The organism is Fibrella musci, assembly GCF_041321105.1.
Lineage (GTDB): Bacteria > Bacteroidota > Bacteroidia > Cytophagales > Spirosomataceae > Fibrella > Fibrella musci.
The window spans coordinates 407,700-425,371 of the sequence record NZ_JBGGWD010000006.1 but is presented as its reverse complement, the minus strand read 5'-3'; the positions used below and the strand labels follow the sequence as shown (position 1 = coordinate 425,371).

The following is a 17,672-nucleotide window of genomic DNA, read 5'->3' as shown; positions in this document are numbered from 1 at the left end:
CTGATTAACAATACATTAACAGATAAAACGAGCAATTTAGCACGTAAATATTTCAATATTAAATTGTACAAAGTGCATATTGTCAGTATGTTTATCCATCTAATCAGGTTTAACTCACTACAACAAACATCCTATGCTGAGACACTTACTTATAAAAGGCCATCTGATCGGTCTGCTGCTGTTGCTAACGTTCACAACTAGCTGGGCGCAAACCAAACTATCAGGGCGAGTCAGCGACGCCAACGGCCAACCGCTGCCCGGCGTCAGTCTGACGATCAAAGGACGCATATCGGGCACAATCACCGACAGCCGGGGTAATTTTTCGCTCACAACCAACACACCGCCGCCGTTTGTGTTGCTGGTGACATCGGTTGGGTTTAAAGGGCAGGAATTGGCCGTAAACAACGCCAGCGCCACCTTCGACATAAAGCTGGACGAGCAACCACTACTCGGGCAGGAAGTGGTCGTGGCGGCATCGCGCGTGGAGGAAACCGTGCTTAAATCGCCGGTAGCCGTCGAAAAAATGGACATTCGGGCCATTCGGGAAACGCCCGCGGCCAGCTTCTATGATGGCTTGGCCAACTACAAAGGTGTCGATATGGCGGCCCAGGGGCTGTTGTTTAAATCGATCAACCTGCGCGGCTTTGGGGCTACCGGTAACCCACGTACGGTGCAGATGATCGACGGGATGGACAATTCGGCCCCCGGCCTGAACTTCCCGATCGACAACATTGTAGGGATGCCCGAGCTTGACGTTGAAAGCGTCGAGATTCTGCCCGGCGCGGCCTCGGCCCTTTACGGTCCCAACGCCATCAACGGCCTGGTACTGATGAACAGCAAAAGCCCGTTTCTGTATCAGGGGCTGAGCGCCAACGTGCGGGGCGGGGTTATGAGCGCCAGTAACCGCTCCACTGCCAATACGCCTTTCTACGACGGGTCTATCCGGTTTGCCAAAGCGTTTAACAACAAGCTGGCGTTCAAGGTCAATCTGTCGTACATCAAAGCCGACGACTGGCAGGCGACCAATTACAGCAACCTGAACGTAGCAGGTGCTCAGACCGGCATCAACGATCCGGCTCGCGGGCTCGGGGTGGCTCCTAACTACGACGGCGTTAACACCTACGGCGACGAAGCCCAGGCGAACCTGCTCACGGTGGCCAATAGCCTGATTTCGGCGGGTCGGTTGCCTGCCTCGGCGGCGGCCCTTTTCCCAAACCGGAGCGTAAGCCGCACGGGCTTCCGCGAAGTCGACATGGTCGATTACAACACCAAGAGTTTCAAATTCAACGGGGCCGTGCACTACCGCCTCACCGAAAAAGCCGAACTGGTAGGGCAGTTTAACTACGGGTACGGAACCACGGTCTATACAGGCACGGGGCGTTACTCACTGCGCGGCTTTAGCCTCAGCCAGGCCAAGGTGGAACTGCGGGGCAGCAACTACACCTTGCGCGCCTACACCACCCAGGAACGATCGGGCGATTCGTACACGGCGGGTCTGGCCAGCGTGTTCATGAACGAGGGCCTCAAACCCAGCACGCAGTGGTTCGGTGAATTTGCCGGGGCGTTTGCGCAGGCTCGGGGCGCTGGTCAGTCTGAGGAACAGGCTTTCGTGACAGCCCGCACCTTTGCCGACAACAACCCGTTTGCCAGTGGCTTCAACAATGGGGTACGTCCTCAGGCGGGTACGGCGGCCTATCAGTCGCTGCTTGATACGTACCGCAACCGGCCCATTACACAGGGTGGCGGCGCTTTCCTTGATAAATCGAATCTGTATCATGTCGAGGGTGTCTACAACCTGAAAGACAAGATCAAGATTGTCGACATCCTGCTTGGAGCTAACTACCGCAATTACAGCCTCGGCTCAGAAGGTACGTTGTTTGCCGATCAGGTAGAGAACCGTAACGGACGCATCAGCATCAACGAGTACGGTGCGTTTGCGCAGGTGGGCAAAAACCTGTTCAGCAACCACCTGAAACTGACGGGCTCACTCCGCTACGACAAAAACCAGAACTTCGATGGTCAGTTTACGCCGCGGGTATCAGCCGTGGGTACGTTCGGTGAGCACAACGTCCGGCTGTCGTACCAAACGGGCTTCCGCATCCCGACCACGCAGAACCAATACATCGACCTGCTGGTACCCAATGCCCGCCTCATCGGTGGTCTGCCTGAATTTTACACCCGCTACAATCTGGCCAACTCCTATCCGTTGACCAACGTGCAGGCTGTGGGAGCGGCCATTACTGCGACGGCTAACAATCCAGACTTTCAAGGGCAGCAGATCTCTGCGCTCGCAGGTATTATTCAGCCACAAGTAATATCGGCAGTTCAGACTCAAGTAACGGCGGCCGTAACGGCGCAGGTCAACGCGGCTGTGGCCGCTGGTCAGTTGCCACAATCGCAAGCTGCCGCCGCTATTCAGGCAGGCGTGACTGCACAGATGTCATCATCGGCAGTACAGGCAACGATTCGCCAGAATGTAACGGCGCAAGTAACTGCCAATGCCCCAGCTTTTATTCAGGCACAAGCTGTCGGTGCCAATTACAATAAGCTCACGACTTATCAGCGCAAGCCTTTCAAGCCGGAGCGCGTGGCTAATTACGAAATCGGCTACCGGAGTATATTTGGCAAGAAACTCTTTGTCGATGCCTATTACTACTATAGCGTATACACCGATTTTATCGGCAATGCGATTCTATTGCAGCCTAAAGCGTCAATCGCTCCCGGTTTGCTGGAAGAAAAAAGTGGGGTATTTAGCGGCAATACCCGACAGGTGTATTCACTACCCGCCAATAGCAGCCAGGACATCACGGCCTCGGGCTGGGCATTGGGGCTGAACTACGCACTCGGCCAGGGTTATACGATCAACGGGAACATCTCGAACAACAAGCTGAACAACTTCACGCCATCCGACGAAGTGCAGTTTGCGCAGTTCAATACACCCGAATACCGCTGGAACCTGGGCTTCACCAAACGCGCCAGCAATAGCTCGAAGATTGGGTTTAGCGTCGCCTTCAAACACCAGGATGCTTTTATCTGGGAGGCGGGCTTTGTGCAGCCATCGGAAACAGGTATCCCTTTCTTCTCCAATACGATCGTTCCGGCCGTCAACAACCTCGATGCGCAGGTTAGCTACAAAGTGAGCAGCCTGAAATCGCTGGTGAAGATCGGAGCGACCAACATCGGTGGAACGCCTTACATTCAGGCGTATGGCAGCCCCGCCATCGGGTCGATGTATTATGTTGGCGTGACTTTTGACGAGTTGATGCAATAAAATTTAGTAGTCGGCTAAGGGCTGATTGATACGGTCGCATAACGGCAAGGTTATGTAACCGTATCAATCAGCCCTTAGTCATTGATGATCAGTCAATTTTCTCGTGACGCGCCGCTTTTGACAGCGTCCTAAAGCTGAGAGGATGCAAAGTGGAGCCGGATTGCTGATTGCATAGGATAGGTACAAAGCAATTTTAATCTCCGCCCCAAACAGGGAAATCCGTACTGGCGTCCTTTTTGTTTTTCTATGCTTGCAGCCTGATTACCATACGTCTTTATCCTATGAAAAAAACTATCTACGTTTTGCTGCTGCTTGGTGCACTCCTGCCAGGCGCAGGCTGGGCCCAGGTCACCCAGAAGTTTGCCTGGACAGCACGGCTGCCTGCTCAACCCATTGCCATTGCCACCGACGGTGGGCGCGGCGCCTACGTACTGCTGGAAGGCAACACCATCCTTCAGGTCGACGCGCAGGGTCGCGAACGATGGAAGCAAACCTTCACCGACTGGCCAACGATCCGGCGAATCACGACGACCTCGACGGGGCAGCTTGTGATGGCAGGGCCCTTCACCGGGCAGTTTACCATCAGCGACTCCACGTACAGGCTTAACGAAGACTACGAAACCAGCACATTTATAGCGGCGCTCGACAGCAACCACGCCCAGCGCTGGACAACGTATATCATCACGCCCGACGGGCTGATGAACCAGCCCACTACGCTGGCTACCGACGCTAGTGGCGCCATTCTGGCGTTTGGGCGCCGGGCTGATGGCGGTAACCCGTTTCTCTGCCGGTTCGATATGGACGGGCGTTTTCTGGGATCGCGCGTATATGGCGGCCCGGTGGTACCCGCTCCTGATGCCGTGGCGATGGTGACCAACTCAGAAGGGCAAGCCCTGTTGAGCATCACCGAACGTACCCGGCAAAGCAGCTCGGGCGTACTTACCAAAGTAACCGACGATTCACTCTACTGGACAGCGTATATCGGCGAAAGCCTCGGCACCGTGCCCAATCGCCGCTTCGACACCAACCCACTTGATCTGAGTATCGACCGTCGCGGCAACACGGTGGTACTATCCAATTACACCCTCACCGACCGCGCCGAAGGGCTCCGCGTTGAGCAGGGGCAAGCTCTGCTCCGCTACGATGCCAGCGGCAAGAATACCTGGTTGAAAACGGGCGTCGTTCGGCCCGACTCGGCCATGGCAACGGGCCTGGTTGTCGATCCCAGCGGCGCTTTTGTGGTCTTTGGCGGTTACGAAGGCGATTATACGCCCGAAACCAACTCGTACAGCAAAGCCGACTACATCAGCCTGGCTGGCTACTCGCCCGAGGGTAATCTTCGCTGGACAACCCGCCTCAACGCCCCCACTGGCAATGACCACCTGATCGACATAGTCCGGCTGAACAATGGCTCGCTGCTCCTGCTGGGTACCACCACCGGTACGTTGACGTCGTTGTCGGCCACGGGTACGTCGGACAGCCCGGCTTATTTCCTGACCAACTTCCAGCCGTTCGAACTGCAACCGACGACGGCTCAATCGGTGGTGCTGTGCGCCAACGGTCAAACCACGCTACGGGGTAACTACGCTGGTTATTTTGAACTGCCCCTCGCCCTGCAACTTTCCGATGCGAGCGGCAGTTTTGCGAACCCACAGACGTTGGCTAACGTACCCATTGGCGTATCGGGCAATCTGTTCTCGGTAACGAATTTTGCCGTGACGGTGCCCGTGCCGGGTAGTGTGGCTGCCGGTACGTCGTATCAGCTTCGGGCCGTATCGTCGGTGCCGGAATACCTGGGATCAACTATCACCGCCACGGTAGCGCAGGCCCCCGCCATTCCGATGGTGCAACAGGTGGGTGATGAGTTGCTGGCGTCGACCACAGGTACGTCGGGCGTGACCTATCAATGGTACACCAGCGGTCAGCAACCCGTTTCGGGTGCGACCGGAGCGCGGTTCCGGCCTACGCAGCCGGGTGCTTATTATGTAGTGGCAACGGCTGGCGGCTGCCCGTCGCTTGCTTCCGAGGCGCTGCAATTCCTGTTGCTCGCCAACGAACCCACGGCTACGATCTCGGTCTATCCGAACCCCGTTTCCGACCGCCTGCTCGTTCAATGGCCCGCCGCCATCGCCACCAATGGCCAATTGGAGCTGACCGACTTGACTGGCCGCACGGTTCGGCAACAGGCCCGCACCGGCGAAGTAACCGAACTCAATGTACGTGACCTCACCACCGGCGTTTACCTGCTCAGCCTGCAAGCCGACGGACAACCGCGTCAGGTACATAAGGTGATGGTGAAGTAAAAAGGAGTTCAAGGTACAAAGTCCAAGGTCCAACGTGGCTGTCGCATGAGTAAAGCGCGACAGCCACGTTGGACCTTGGACTTTGTACCTTGAACGCTGTTTAATACGCTCTTACCACCTTGCCTTCCATGAAGTTGACGAAGGATTTGTTGACGACTTTATTGCCGCCCGGCGTGGGGTAGTTGCCCGTGAAGTACCAGTCGCCTGAGTGATTGGGGCAAGCCTTGTGCAAATTCTCGACGGTCTGGTAAATCACCGCCACTTCAGCTTTCAGATCGACCTGATCATTGCGGCGGGGCGTGATGATATCGGCCACTTTCCGCGAAATCTCATCGTGTGTAAATGGCTCAAACAGGGCCTTCACGTAGTTTTCGGCGGTCGCATTGCCCGTTTCTACGGCGGCAACGGCCTGCCCGTATACTTCGTCGACGATGTGGTTCAGCCCGCGTTCATTGAGCAGTTGGAGCACCGCCCGAAACGCCACGAAGTCCTTCACCTTCGACATGTCGATACCGTAGCAGTCAGGGAAGCGAATCTGCGGAGCCGACGAGACAATCACGATTTTCTTCGGTTGCAGCCGGTCCAGCATGCGCAGGATACTCTTTTCCAGCGTCGTGCCACGGACAATCGAATCGTCAAGCACGACCAGCGTGTCCACACCTTTTCGCACTACCTCGTAGGTCGTATCGTAGACGTTGGCTACCATCTCGTCGCGATGGGTATCGTCGGTGATAAACGTGCGGAGCTTTACGTCTTTAGAGACCAGCTTTTCAATACGCGGCCGGAATGACAGCACCCGTTCGAGGTCTTTCTCAAACAGAATGCCCTCCATAATGGCTTTCTTACGTTGCTTGAAGAGGTAATCTTCCAACCCTTCGACCATGCCGAAGAAAGCGGTCTCGGCCGTGTTGGGAATGTAGCTGAAGACAGTGTTCTCCAGATCGTAATTCACCTCTTCCAGAATCTGCGGCACCAGCAGGCGGCCCAGCATTTTCCGTTCGTTATAAATATCGGGGTCGGTTGCGCGGGAGAAATAGATGCGCTCGAAGCTGCAAGACCGTTTTTCGATGGGTTCGATGAACTGGTATTCGTCGTACTCACCGTATTTGTCGACGATCAGCGCGTGACCCGGCTTGATTTCCTGAATCTGGCTGTAGTCGGCGTTGAAGGCCGTTTTGATGGCGGGTTTCTCCGAAGCCACCACTACCACTTCATCGTCAGCGTAGTAATAGGCGGGGCGAATACCGGCGGGGTCCCGGGCCACAAACGACGCGCCGTATCCCGTCATGCCGACCATCGCGTAACCGCCATCGAAATCGCGGCACGAGCGGTGCAGTACCCGCTGCATGTCGATGTTGTCTTCGATAATATCTGACAGATCGGGGTTTTCGTATATCCCTTTGAACCGGTCGAATACGCGCTGATTTTCTTCGTCGAGGAAGTGCCCGATTTTCTCCATCACCGTTACGGTATCGACGAAGTCTTTCGGGTGCTGACCGAGTGAAACCAGTTTGTCGAACAACTGATCCACGTTGGTCATGTTGAAGTTACCCGCCATCACGAGGTTCCGGCTCCGCCAGTTGCTTTGCCGCAGCATGGGGTGGCAGTTCTCGATTTCATTGGCCCCGTGGGTACCGTAGCGCAGGTGACCCATCCAGACTTCGCCCGTGAAGGCTACGTTTTCCTGGAGCCACTTGGCATCGCGGGCGTTCTCCTTGTTTTTCTTGAGGGCCTTGGCAAACTTCTTATTGATCTTGCCAAAGACGTCGGCCACCGGCTGATGATCGACGGAGCGGTAACGGCTGATGTAGCGATGACCGGGGGGTACGTCGAGTTTGATGTTGGCAACGCCAGCGCCATCCTGGCCCCGGTTTACCTGTTTTTCCATCAACAGCATCAGCTTGTTGACTGCGTAAAGGGGCGTACCATACTTATCGATGTAGTATTGATACGGTTTACGAAGACGCAGCAGCACGATGCCGCACTCGTGTTTAATAGCGTCGCTCATGAGAAGCGTGACCTAGTTTGGCACCGGCGCGAACCAGCGCAGTTGGACTTAGTTCGTTGTATGGGGGTAACACCGCGCCCCCTCGGAAACGTTCGGTGTAGGCACACACAAAAGTACAGAGTTTCCAAGTCGGGGCACGAAATCATCTAGCGCCCCCTCCTACTTTAATCCAACGTAAGCCTACCGTTACGGTATATAGCTGACGCATATGTAGGTGGCAAAAAGCTGGCGCATGGCCCTTCGACTAGGCGTCCCCGACAGGCTCAGGGCCGCGCGCCAGCAAATACACAGCCTTACAAATACCCCGCTTCCCGAAACCAGGCGTAGGCTTCTTCGATCGCCTGCCGGATGGGCGTTTGGGGTAGCTTTAACTCATCGATAGCTTTCTGCGACGAAAAATAATGGCCGTCGTTGGCGATCAGCGTCATGGGTACGTTCACCAGACCGGGACGGCCCGTCAGCCGGGCTTTCCAGTCGGAGAACCGACCATACCAGTGGGCAACGTTGGGTGGCAATTCAAACCGCGGCGGACGTACCCCGGCGACCTCAGCCATCAGTTGAAACGCCTCGCGGTACGTCAGGTTTTCGTGCCCCAGGATGTACGACTGCCCGATCCGGCCCATCGTCAGCGCGTTGACGGTAGCGACCGCCACATCGCGGACGTGGACATAGTTTTTGCCCCCCACCGGATAGCCAGGTACGTTCCGTTTGGCAATTGCCAGCAGCATCGCCCCCGACGTGGGCTTGACATCGAGCGGCCCCAGCATAAACGACGGATGCACCGACAACGCCGGTACGTCGTGAGTATGGGCGGCATCGCGCACCAGTTGCGTGGCCGCCACTTTGCTATCCATATAATCTAGACCGTAGACCGCGCCTGTGTAGGGCAGTTTCTCGGTGCCGGGCTGCGCTTTCGTACCAAAGCCGAAGACATTGGCCGTACCCACGTAGACCAGCCGACGCAGGTTTTCGGCCCGCACGGCAGCAATCACGTTTTCGGTGCCGGTTTTGTTGACCGCCCAGATGTCAGCGTCGCGGGCCGGATTGACCTGCGTATTCGCGGCCACATGAATAAGGGCAGCGCACCCTTTTGCAGCGCGACGCAGATCGGCGGCGTTCAGGATATTACCCTCGACAAACTCGATGGGTAGGGCAGTGGCCCCACTCAGGAGCGCCTTACGATCGCTACCGGGCCGCACAAATGCCCGGACGTGGTAATTACGGGCCAATAATTTACGCGCCACATGGCTCCCTAGAAAGCCGTTAGCGCCCGTCAACAGAATAGTAGCTGGCATAGACCACAAAGGACGCAAACCACACGCAAAGCAACTACCTACGCTTAATAAATTGACGGGCTGTAATCTGTCGGATTCATACTCATTAGATTAGCTTAGCATACGTGCCAGTAAATGAATGGCAATCAACCCCAACGCTTAATATCAAGACACTGATAATCATCAACTTAACATTAAGTAACTTTACACCCTTTAATATGTTGGGTGTAATAACAAAAAAATATGACTGACATTAATAAAACTTCAAAGGAAGATATTGCATATGCAGTAGTGAAAGCTGCACTAGGTTGTATTCCAGTTCTTGGCTCGGCTGCAACAGAAGTGTTTGGCTTAGTAGTCACCCCTCCGCTTGATAAAAGGCGCCAAGAGTGGATGAATGAGGTTGCTGAAAAATTAAAGTTTTTGGAACAAAACAACCAAATCGATTTTTCAAGTTTGTCTCAAAATGATAAATTTATAGACACAATAATTCAAGCGACAACTATTGCAATTAAGACAAGCGAACAGAAGAAAATACTTGCTTTAAGAAATGCGGTTATAAATACTGCGCTCAATGAAACACCCGACAAAACTAAAAGTCAAATATTTTTAAATTTTGTTGACACGTTTACCGTTTTGCATCTCACTATTCTAACTTTCTTTAATAATCCTAGGGCTTGGTTTGAAAAAAATGGACAAACACCACCAAATTTAATGATAGGAAGCATGTCTAGTGTTCTGAAGGCTGCTTTTCCGTCGTTAGTAGGACAAGATGAGTTAGTAGACCTCATTTGGAATGACTTGCATAATACAGGACTTCACAATTCGAGTGGATTAAAGTCAATAATATCTGGTGATGGGGCTTTAGCTGAAAGAACGACACAATTAGGTAAAGAATTTATAGGATTTATCACAGAACATTAAGACCAAACTATTTTAGATTGATAAGTTACCTGAATAGGTTAAATGTTTGCTATCGTTTGTGCGACAAGCCGTACGGCTTCAACAGGCAAGCGGTTCAGCTCGTTTGGCAGCTCCCGTCGACAAGTCAATGTTATTGATAGTCAGTGATTTGTATGTTAGGTAGTTTGCTTACGACAGAGCAAACGCCCCAATGAGCGGCTTGCCAGAAGTGGATTTTGTGCATTTGTGGGCTTCGCGCTGGTTTGAAAAGCGTTTGCGTGCGTGAGGTAGCTTTCCGGCGACAGGAAGCACGTTTCGTAGGTGATGGAGTAGCCTAACGTAGTGAGTGTGTAAAGGTGAAGGGTCGTGTGTACAGTCGAGAGACTCGCCCACCATCAACACTCATGGTCGTTGGGTGCAGTCCAAAAGATTGCTTCAAATTTCCGCTTTCGGGCGACAAGCCGCCCGGCTCGTTAGGCAGATTTGGGTTACCATGTTGGGGCTGGCTTGCGACATAGTAAACGCCCCGGTTAGGGCAGCTTTGGCTCGTTGGTCGGCTTCGGTTGACACGAGAGACGCCCAGTTAGGTTGGCAAAATGTGAGTTTGCTACGTAGCGTGCGACAAAGTGGCCGCCCCGGAAAGGCGGGTTGGGCAAAGCGGATTGATTACGTTACTAAGCTTCAAGCTCAATGTACCAAACGTGTTTGTAAGATATTTTTTTGAACACATTTAGAAAAATGCCAAGCCAACACCGTATTTAACTTTAAGCATACCTCTACAAATCCTTAACTACTAATTTTTACTGCCATGTCAAAAACAGTTCACCTTCTGTTGTTGATTTTCAACACATTTTCTCCATTCCTATCATTTTCCCAAAAAGTTGATGATTACAAAATTTTACCAAACCCTCAATCAGGTATCCTTGGTAAGCCAATACAACGTCTGGATATAAAAAATGGAATAATTCAACCTATGCCAGTGTCAAGCCTGCCTCAATTTACTTATGAGATATTAGATGGTCCGTCTTCTGAACGAGATTATTCAACAAAGTTCAGAAACTTTGTACTCCCAGCGTTTACTAAATCCAAACTTCGTTTATCAGACTTTCAAATTAATACAATAAAAATTAAAGCGCTATCTCCTGAAAATTTCACAAACGGAAAATTGAGAACTGGAAGCTCTTTTGCATACGATGGCATAACTGCTGATACAGTAAAAATTACAGTACGAACTTCAAAGAATTTTGCAATTACTCCAGCACAAATTATTGATAGCTTAAAAAGCTACATGCCTAACGGTATAGCATCGACTATAGTTGGGCAAATAAGAACTGTTAATATAAACGGAAAGGATAGTATTGAGAGAGTAGTTAAAATTGTAAACCCGAACGTATTTTTTAAAGCACGGTTCATTACGTATGAAATAACAGAGCCTCAGCAAGGCGGATGGGAAAGTTTTTCAATTACTTTTAATCCCAAAACCGGAAACTTAAAAGGTAGAACTAATCTTGTTAACCTTTCAATTGAAGGTGATGGCGCAAGAAGTAGAACACACGGTTATTATCCCGAATTTTCAGGGAGTGATGATAAAACAGATCAACTATATTTCTTCAAAGTCATTGGTGAAGAGAATGACCTCAGACTAATATTTGCTTTAGATGATTCGAATAATGAAAGTAACCCAGACGGATATTTAGTAATAAAAGAAATACCTTTTAAGACCGTGAATGGTAAACGTGAGTATAAATTAGACTATAGAACAGTTCATCGGTTTGAATATAAGGATATAACCAAACTTGTTCGTATAGCCGTGTATGCAAAACAAACAAGTAGTACTACAATACAAGTGATGAACTATGAAGGTAATAGAGTAGTAACTTATATGCGCTATCCAGGTTTTAGAATAAAATACATTGATAAAATGCAGTAGTGATCCGCTCCGCGCCGTCACACTTTCGGTCGACAGGACGCTCGCCGGTCAGGACGGTTTGCAGCCCAACCCAATGAGTGTGTAAAGGTTGGGAGTGGTTTTTGTTCAGTAACGTAGCATCATCATCCATCAACACTCAGGGGCGTTGGGTGAAATTAAACGCCTCATAACGCTTTAACTTAGTGACTCTAATGCACCTGTTATTTAATTAGTGTCTACTCTTCCTGTTATCAGGCTTCAGGTACGTTGCTTCGATTTCCTACCTCCTTGTAAGCAATCAGCGTTTGCCATATCACTAGCTGAACTTACAAAAACAGGGCCTGAGAGGCTGTAAACGGCGTTGTTGGGGTTAACTTGTGGGGCGTTCCCTCGCTGGGTACGTTATACAACCAACCTCTTCGTTTCTTCATGCAACGCCTGTTTCTTTTGCTGGGCGGCTGGCTGATGGCCGCTATGGCCCTTGCCCAGTCACCGGTGCCGGTTTCCCAAAAACGCTCGCTCAACGCCGCCGACTATGACCGCTGGCAGAATGTCGGCTCCGAAAAACACGCGCCTAACGGCCAATGGCTCGCTTACCAGATCGATCCGCAGGAGGGCGATGGGCAACTGCTTGTGTCGGCCATTGGCGCAGCCGTAGGTACGTCCGCGCCCCGCTACCGGCTGGCGCGTGGCTACGATGCCCGCTTTTCGGCCGACAGCCGGTTTCTGGTCGCCAAGCTCAAAACACCACTGGCCGATACGCGTAAGGCCAAGCTCAAAAAGAAAAAAGCCGACGAACTGCCCAAAGATTCCCTCGCGGTCATCGAGCTGGCGACGGGTAAAATTACCCGGTTTGCTAACGTGAAGTCGTATGTGCTTGGGAAAGACGGCGGCTCATGGGTGTCACTGTTACAGGAGCGTAAGCCCGACGCCCCGGCTCCCCGCTCCACAGCCGCCGCCAGAGACACCACTAACCCGGTCACGATTAGCCCGGCCTCGACGACGGCTACGGCCAAAAAAGCAAGCCCGAAAAAACCGAAGGCCGACGATATGGTGCTGTTCAACATGGCCGACGGCACGCAGCAGCGGGTCAGGTACGTGTCGAGCGTCGTCATGTCCGACAACGGGCAGCGGGTGGTATTTGCTCGCGAGTCGATTATCGACAGCCTGAAATGGGGCGACGTGCTGCTGCCGGGCGTCTTCACCTTCCGCACCGACACGCGGCAACTGGCCGTCATCGACACGTCGGGGCTGCACAAGGTGTACAAAGGGCTGGCCGTCGACAAAACGGGCGAGCAACTCGCCTGGATGGCTTCGGCCGACTCCGCCGGTGCCGAGCAGAAGGTGTTCCGGCTCTATTACAAAAACCTGAGCGACAAACCGGTGGTCGGTCAAGCCAAAAAGGGCAGCAAGACCAAGTCGGCGCAGGTTAAACTGCCCTTCTTCCAGACAACAAGCGGGGCAGGGGCCATCGTTGCCGATACGACCACGGCCGCACTGCCCAAAGGCTGGTCGGTCAACGAATACGCGCCCGTCCGGTTCGCCAATGATGGGCAGCGGCTATACTTCGCGACGTCGCCCGTACCGCCCCGCATCAAAAAAGACACGCTGACGCCCGACGACGAGAAGGTGAAGGTGGACGTCTGGACCTGGAACGACAGCCGGATTCAACCCATGCAGCAAAAACGGCTGAAGGACGAGAAAGAGCGCGGCTACGCCACCGTCTGCGACCTGACGACCGGCGCTGTAGTTTCCCTCGCCAGCCGCGACGTACCCACCGTCGCCATCGACTACAAGACCAACCAACGTTATTGGCTAGGCGTGAGCGACGTACCGTATCAGGTGAGCAGCTCGTGGGACCCCGGCCACCTCGATCTGTACCTCATCGACAGCCAAACAGGCCAGAAAACCCGCATCGCCCACGACCTAATCACGTCGGAGGCCAAACTCTCGCCGGGCGGCAAGTACGCCTACTGGTTCGACGAACGCGATACGCTCTGGCGGGCATGGTCGGTAGCCGACGGCAAACGCATCGACCTGACGCGCGGCCTGCCCTCCGCGTTTTTCGACGAAGAGCACGACACGCCCAGCCTACCCGGCAGCTACGGTGCTGCGGGCTGGACCACCAACGACCGTTATGTGTGGGTCTATGACCGCTACGACCTCTGGCAGATTGACCCCACCGGCCGCGAAAAACCCCGCAACCTGACCAACAGTTGGGGGCGTACCAACAAGGTTCGGCTGCGCCGCATCGCGCTCGAACGCACCGACGGCCCTACCGACGAGCGAGCCATCAACCCCACCGATGACCTGTACCTGACGGGCTTCTGGGAAGGCGACAAGCATACGGGTATTTTACGTCAACGACTAACTCCTGCTTCAGCCACTGGTAACGGCGAGCTACTAATCCTGCTCAACAGCGCTCACCGTTATTCGGCCATAACTAAAGCGAAAAACGGTTCGACGATCACCTACCACCGGGGCAATTTCCGCGAACCCAACAACCTGTTCCAGACCGATACGACGTTCAGCACGCAGCAGCAACTGACGCAGATCAACCCGCAGCAGGATAGCCTGCGCTGGGGCTCGGTCGAGCTGGTCAAGTGGACGGGGACGAACGGGGTTCAGCTGGAAGGGCTACTTTACAAACCGGAAGGCTTCGACCGTAACGACGGACCGCCCGGCACCAAGTACCCCATGCTGACGTACTTCTACGAACGCAGCGCCGAAACCCTGCCCGACTATAAAGCGCCCACACCGAGCCGCTCCACGATCAACATTCCCTACTGCGTGTCGAACGGGTACGTTGTCTTCGTGCCCGACATCGTGTACACCACGGGGAACCCCGGCCAGAACGCTTACGACTGTATCGTACCGGGCGTGCTGAGCCTGCTCAACCGGGGCTACATCGACCGCGACCGGCTGGGGATTCAGGGGCAGAGCTGGGGTGGTTACCAGACGGCCTACATCATCACCCGCACCAACCTGTTCCGGGCGGCGATGGCGGGCGCGCCCGTCGCCAACATGACCTCGGCCTATGGCGGTATTCGCTGGGGAACGGGCCTGGTGCGGCAGTTTCAGTACGAGAAAACGCAAAGTCGCATTGGGGGTACGCTGTGGGAGAAACCCATGAATTACCTCGAAAACTCGCCGCTGTTCTACGCCAACCGGGTTGAAACACCGCTACTGATGATGCACAACGACGCCGACGGATCGGTGCCGTGGTATCAGGGCATTGAAATGTACTCGGCCTTACGCCGGTTGCAGAAGCCCGTCTGGATGCTGGTCTACAACGGGGAAGACCATAACCTGACCCAGCGGCACAACGCCAAAGACCTCAGCATTCGGATGTATCAGTTCTTCGACCACTACCTCAGGAACGCCCCCGCGCCCAGTTGGATGACCGAAGGACGCAGCGCCGTCGAAAAAGACCGGGGCGAAATGAAATATTGAGTTTACTGTTCGCAGTCCTCTGTCTTCAGTTTTCTGTTGGCTGCCGCAAGTGTAGCCTGGCGGCAGCCAACAGAAAACTGAAGACAGAGGACTGTAAACTATTTCCTACCTTTTGCCTATGAAAGCGAGACAACTTTTTCTGATTACGCTGCTTTGCCTGCCTGTGGCGGCTTTTTCGCAAACGATGTCGGCCTCGGCGCTCGACGAAGCCGCGATTATGCAAACGGTCGACGACCTGTTTGAGGGCATGAAAAACGCCGATGCCGCGAAGGTGAAAGGGACGTTTGCACCCAATGCCAGCCTTCAGTCGGTGGTCAACAAAGACGGCGTCGTGAGCGTCCGTACGGAGTCGATTGACGGATTTGCCGAATCCATTGGTAAGGCCAAACCCAACGACCTAATCGAGGCCATCGACCCCTACCAGATTCTGATCGATACGGACTTGGCGACGGCGTTCATTCCGTACAAATTCACTTACAAAGGCAAGCTTCACCATTGCGGTGCCAACGCCTTCACCCTCGTGCGGCTCAACGGCGCCTGGAAAATTCAGGCCATCATCGACACCCGTCGGGAATGCCAATAGGAAAAGATATAGTCTGGATAGTCGTTTAGGAACGTAAGTCAATAGTCTGGACAGTCATTTAACGTGTGGCTTCGCAGAAGCAACCATGAAAACGACTGTCCAGACTATTGACTTACGTTCCTAAACGACTATCCAGACTATCAGAACACCACGTTGTCGATGAGGCGCACGGGGCCGAGCTGGGCGGCGAGGCACAGGGCTGTCTGGCCAGGGGCCTGTAGCTCTTCTACCGGTTGGAGCGTGTCGGCGTTGACAACTTCGATGTAATCGAGCGTGAACGCGGGGCGGGCGGCCAGGTACGTTGCCACGACGACGTTGGCTTCTTGAGGCGTCTCGCCCGCCAGCAGCTTCGATTTGGCTAGCGTCAGGGCTTCGAACAGCGCCGGGGCCTGGGTACGTTCCTCGGGTGAGAGGCGCACATTGCGCGACGACATGGCCAGCCCGTCGGCTTCGCGGACAGTATCGCAGCGGATCAGTTCAATCGGAAAACTCAGGTCACGCACCAGCCGCCGAATCACGGCCACCTGCTGAAGGTCTTTCTGACCGAAATAGGCCCGGTCGGGCTGCACCATGTGAAATAACTTACTGACAACCAGCCCCACGCCATTGAAATGACCCGGCCGCGAGGCGCCTTCCATCACGGTTTCGAGGTCGCCGAAGTCGAGGCGAAGCGTGGCGGGATGCGGGTACATCTCGGCTACCGACGGCGAAAAAAGCACATCGGTTCCAACGCTTTCGAGCTGGGCCGAGTCCTGTTCTAGCGTGCGGGGGTATTTGGCCAGGTCCTCGGGGTTGTTGAACTGCGTGGGGTTGACGAAGATGCTGACAACGACGAGGTCGCACTCCTGACGGGCGCGTTCGACCAGGGCCAGGTGGCCCGGATGCAGCGCACCCATAGTCGGAACGAAGCCGATGGTCTGGCCCGCAGCGCGCTGTTGAGTGAGGTATTGACGGAGGGAAAAAACGGTATCGAAGGTATGCATGACAACGGGTAAAAGGCGCGTAAAAACGGGCTATTTTGGGAGACACAACGCACCGCGGGAAATTGTAATTTTTAGGGCAAAATGTATTGAAATGCGGTATTTTTTTGCTTAATTTTGCAAGTTTTTTAGGTGAATTCGTCCAACCCATTCTTCTCTTGCCTCTATGAGCAAACTTCGCATTTTGTACGTTGCCAGCGAAATCACTCCCTTCCTCAAGACTACCGACGTGGCCGATTTTGTGCGCAAGTTACCGCAGGACATGCAGGAACGGGGCATGGAAATTCGGATACTGGTGCCCCGCTTCGGCCTGATCAACGAACGCAAAAACCGACTCCATGAAGTTGTCCGCCTGTCGGGCATCAACATTTCGGTTGGCGACGAGGAAAAGCCGCTGATCATCAAGGTCGCGTCGATTCCAACGGCCAAGTTACAGGTGTATTTTATTGACAACGAAGATTACTTCCACCGTAAGTATGTATTTCACGACAAAGAAGACCGTTTCTACGACGACAACGACGAGCGGGCGATCTTCTTTTGCAAGGGTGTACTCGAAACTGTGAAAAAACTCGGCTGGTCGCCGGATATTGTGCACTGCAATGACTGGATGACCTCACTGATTCCGTTGTACTTGAAAACCACTTACAAGAACGACCCGATGTTTAAAGACACGAAGTCGGTCTTCACAGTGTACAATAACGCGTTTGAGCACCGTTTTAATGCCAGCGATCTGGTTGAAAAAGCCAAGATGATGGACATTGACAACACCATGCTCAGCCATCTCGAATCGGGTGATTTCACCGGGTTCATTAAAATTGGTTGCGCCTACGCCGACGCCGTTGTGGACGCGGGCGAAACTGAAAACGAAAGTCTGACTGCCATTTTGAATGAAATTGCCGAACACAAACTCGACCTCGCCCAGGCGGAAACCAACGTTACCGACCGTTATTACAACATCTACACGCAACTGGTTAGCTAAGCTGGCCGT

At 53.6% G+C, this 17,672-nt stretch carries 10 protein-coding genes; 7 read left to right on the top strand and 3 right to left on the bottom strand.

Going from position 1 to position 17,672, the window contains the following annotated elements:
- Nucleotides 1-133 precede the first annotated feature (133 nt).
- Together ACAW74_RS21090 and ACAW74_RS21085 are read left to right on the top strand one after the other, a co-directional pair.
- Nucleotides 134-3,271 (top strand): carboxypeptidase-like regulatory domain-containing protein, encoded by a 3,138-nt coding sequence (locus ACAW74_RS21090; protein WP_370700215.1) that lies wholly within the window; start codon nucleotides 134-136, stop codon nucleotides 3,269-3,271.
- 281 nt (nucleotides 3,272-3,552) lie between these two features.
- Nucleotides 3,553-5,574, top strand: coding sequence for a T9SS type A sorting domain-containing protein (locus tag ACAW74_RS21085; RefSeq protein WP_370700214.1), 2,022 nt, complete (start codon nucleotides 3,553-3,555; stop codon nucleotides 5,572-5,574).
- Between the two features lie 100 nt (nucleotides 5,575-5,674).
- Here ACAW74_RS21085 and ACAW74_RS21080 read toward each other — a convergent pair whose 3' ends face one another.
- Nucleotides 5,675-7,582, bottom strand: coding sequence for an amidophosphoribosyltransferase (locus ACAW74_RS21080; RefSeq protein WP_370700213.1), 1,908 nt, complete (start codon nucleotides 7,580-7,582; stop codon nucleotides 5,675-5,677).
- Between the two features lie 293 nt (nucleotides 7,583-7,875).
- A complete protein-coding gene (locus ACAW74_RS21075) occupies nucleotides 7,876-8,877 on the bottom strand; it encodes an NAD-dependent epimerase/dehydratase family protein (RefSeq protein WP_370700212.1) in 1,002 nt (333 codons plus the stop codon).
- 222 nt (nucleotides 8,878-9,099) lie between these two features.
- On the opposite strand from ACAW74_RS21075, the gene ACAW74_RS21070 reads away from it, so the two are divergent.
- The 4 genes from ACAW74_RS21070 (at nucleotide 9,100) to ACAW74_RS21055 (ending at nucleotide 15,704) form a co-directional block, all read left to right on the top strand.
- A complete protein-coding gene (locus ACAW74_RS21070; protein WP_370700211.1) occupies nucleotides 9,100-9,780 on the top strand; it encodes a hypothetical protein in 681 nt (226 codons plus the stop codon).
- 787 nt (nucleotides 9,781-10,567) lie between these two features.
- Entirely contained in the window at nucleotides 10,568-11,689 is a 1,122-nt protein-coding gene (locus ACAW74_RS21065; protein ID WP_370700210.1) for a hypothetical protein, read from the top strand.
- Between the two features lie 408 nt (nucleotides 11,690-12,097).
- On the top strand, nucleotides 12,098-15,121 hold the full coding sequence (locus tag ACAW74_RS21060) for a S9 family peptidase (RefSeq protein WP_370700209.1): 3,024 nt from the start codon (nucleotides 12,098-12,100) through the stop codon (nucleotides 15,119-15,121).
- 118 nt (nucleotides 15,122-15,239) lie between these two features.
- Nucleotides 15,240-15,704 carry a nuclear transport factor 2 family protein gene (locus tag ACAW74_RS21055; protein ID WP_370700208.1) on the top strand — a complete coding sequence of 155 codons (465 nt, stop codon included), beginning with the start codon at nucleotides 15,240-15,242 and terminating at the stop codon, nucleotides 15,702-15,704.
- A 140-nt stretch (nucleotides 15,705-15,844) separates the two neighbouring features.
- Here the strand turns inward: ACAW74_RS21055 and panC are convergent, their stop codons facing one another.
- A complete protein-coding gene (panC, locus tag ACAW74_RS21050; protein WP_370700207.1) occupies nucleotides 15,845-16,687 on the bottom strand; it encodes a pantoate--beta-alanine ligase in 843 nt (280 codons plus the stop codon).
- A 163-nt stretch (nucleotides 16,688-16,850) separates the two neighbouring features.
- Here panC and ACAW74_RS21045 point away from each other — a divergent pair, with 163 nt between their 5' ends.
- Nucleotides 16,851-17,663 (top strand): glycogen/starch synthase, encoded by an 813-nt coding sequence (locus ACAW74_RS21045; RefSeq protein ID WP_370700206.1) that lies wholly within the window; start codon nucleotides 16,851-16,853, stop codon nucleotides 17,661-17,663.
- The last annotated feature ends 9 nt before the right edge of the window (nucleotides 17,664-17,672 follow it).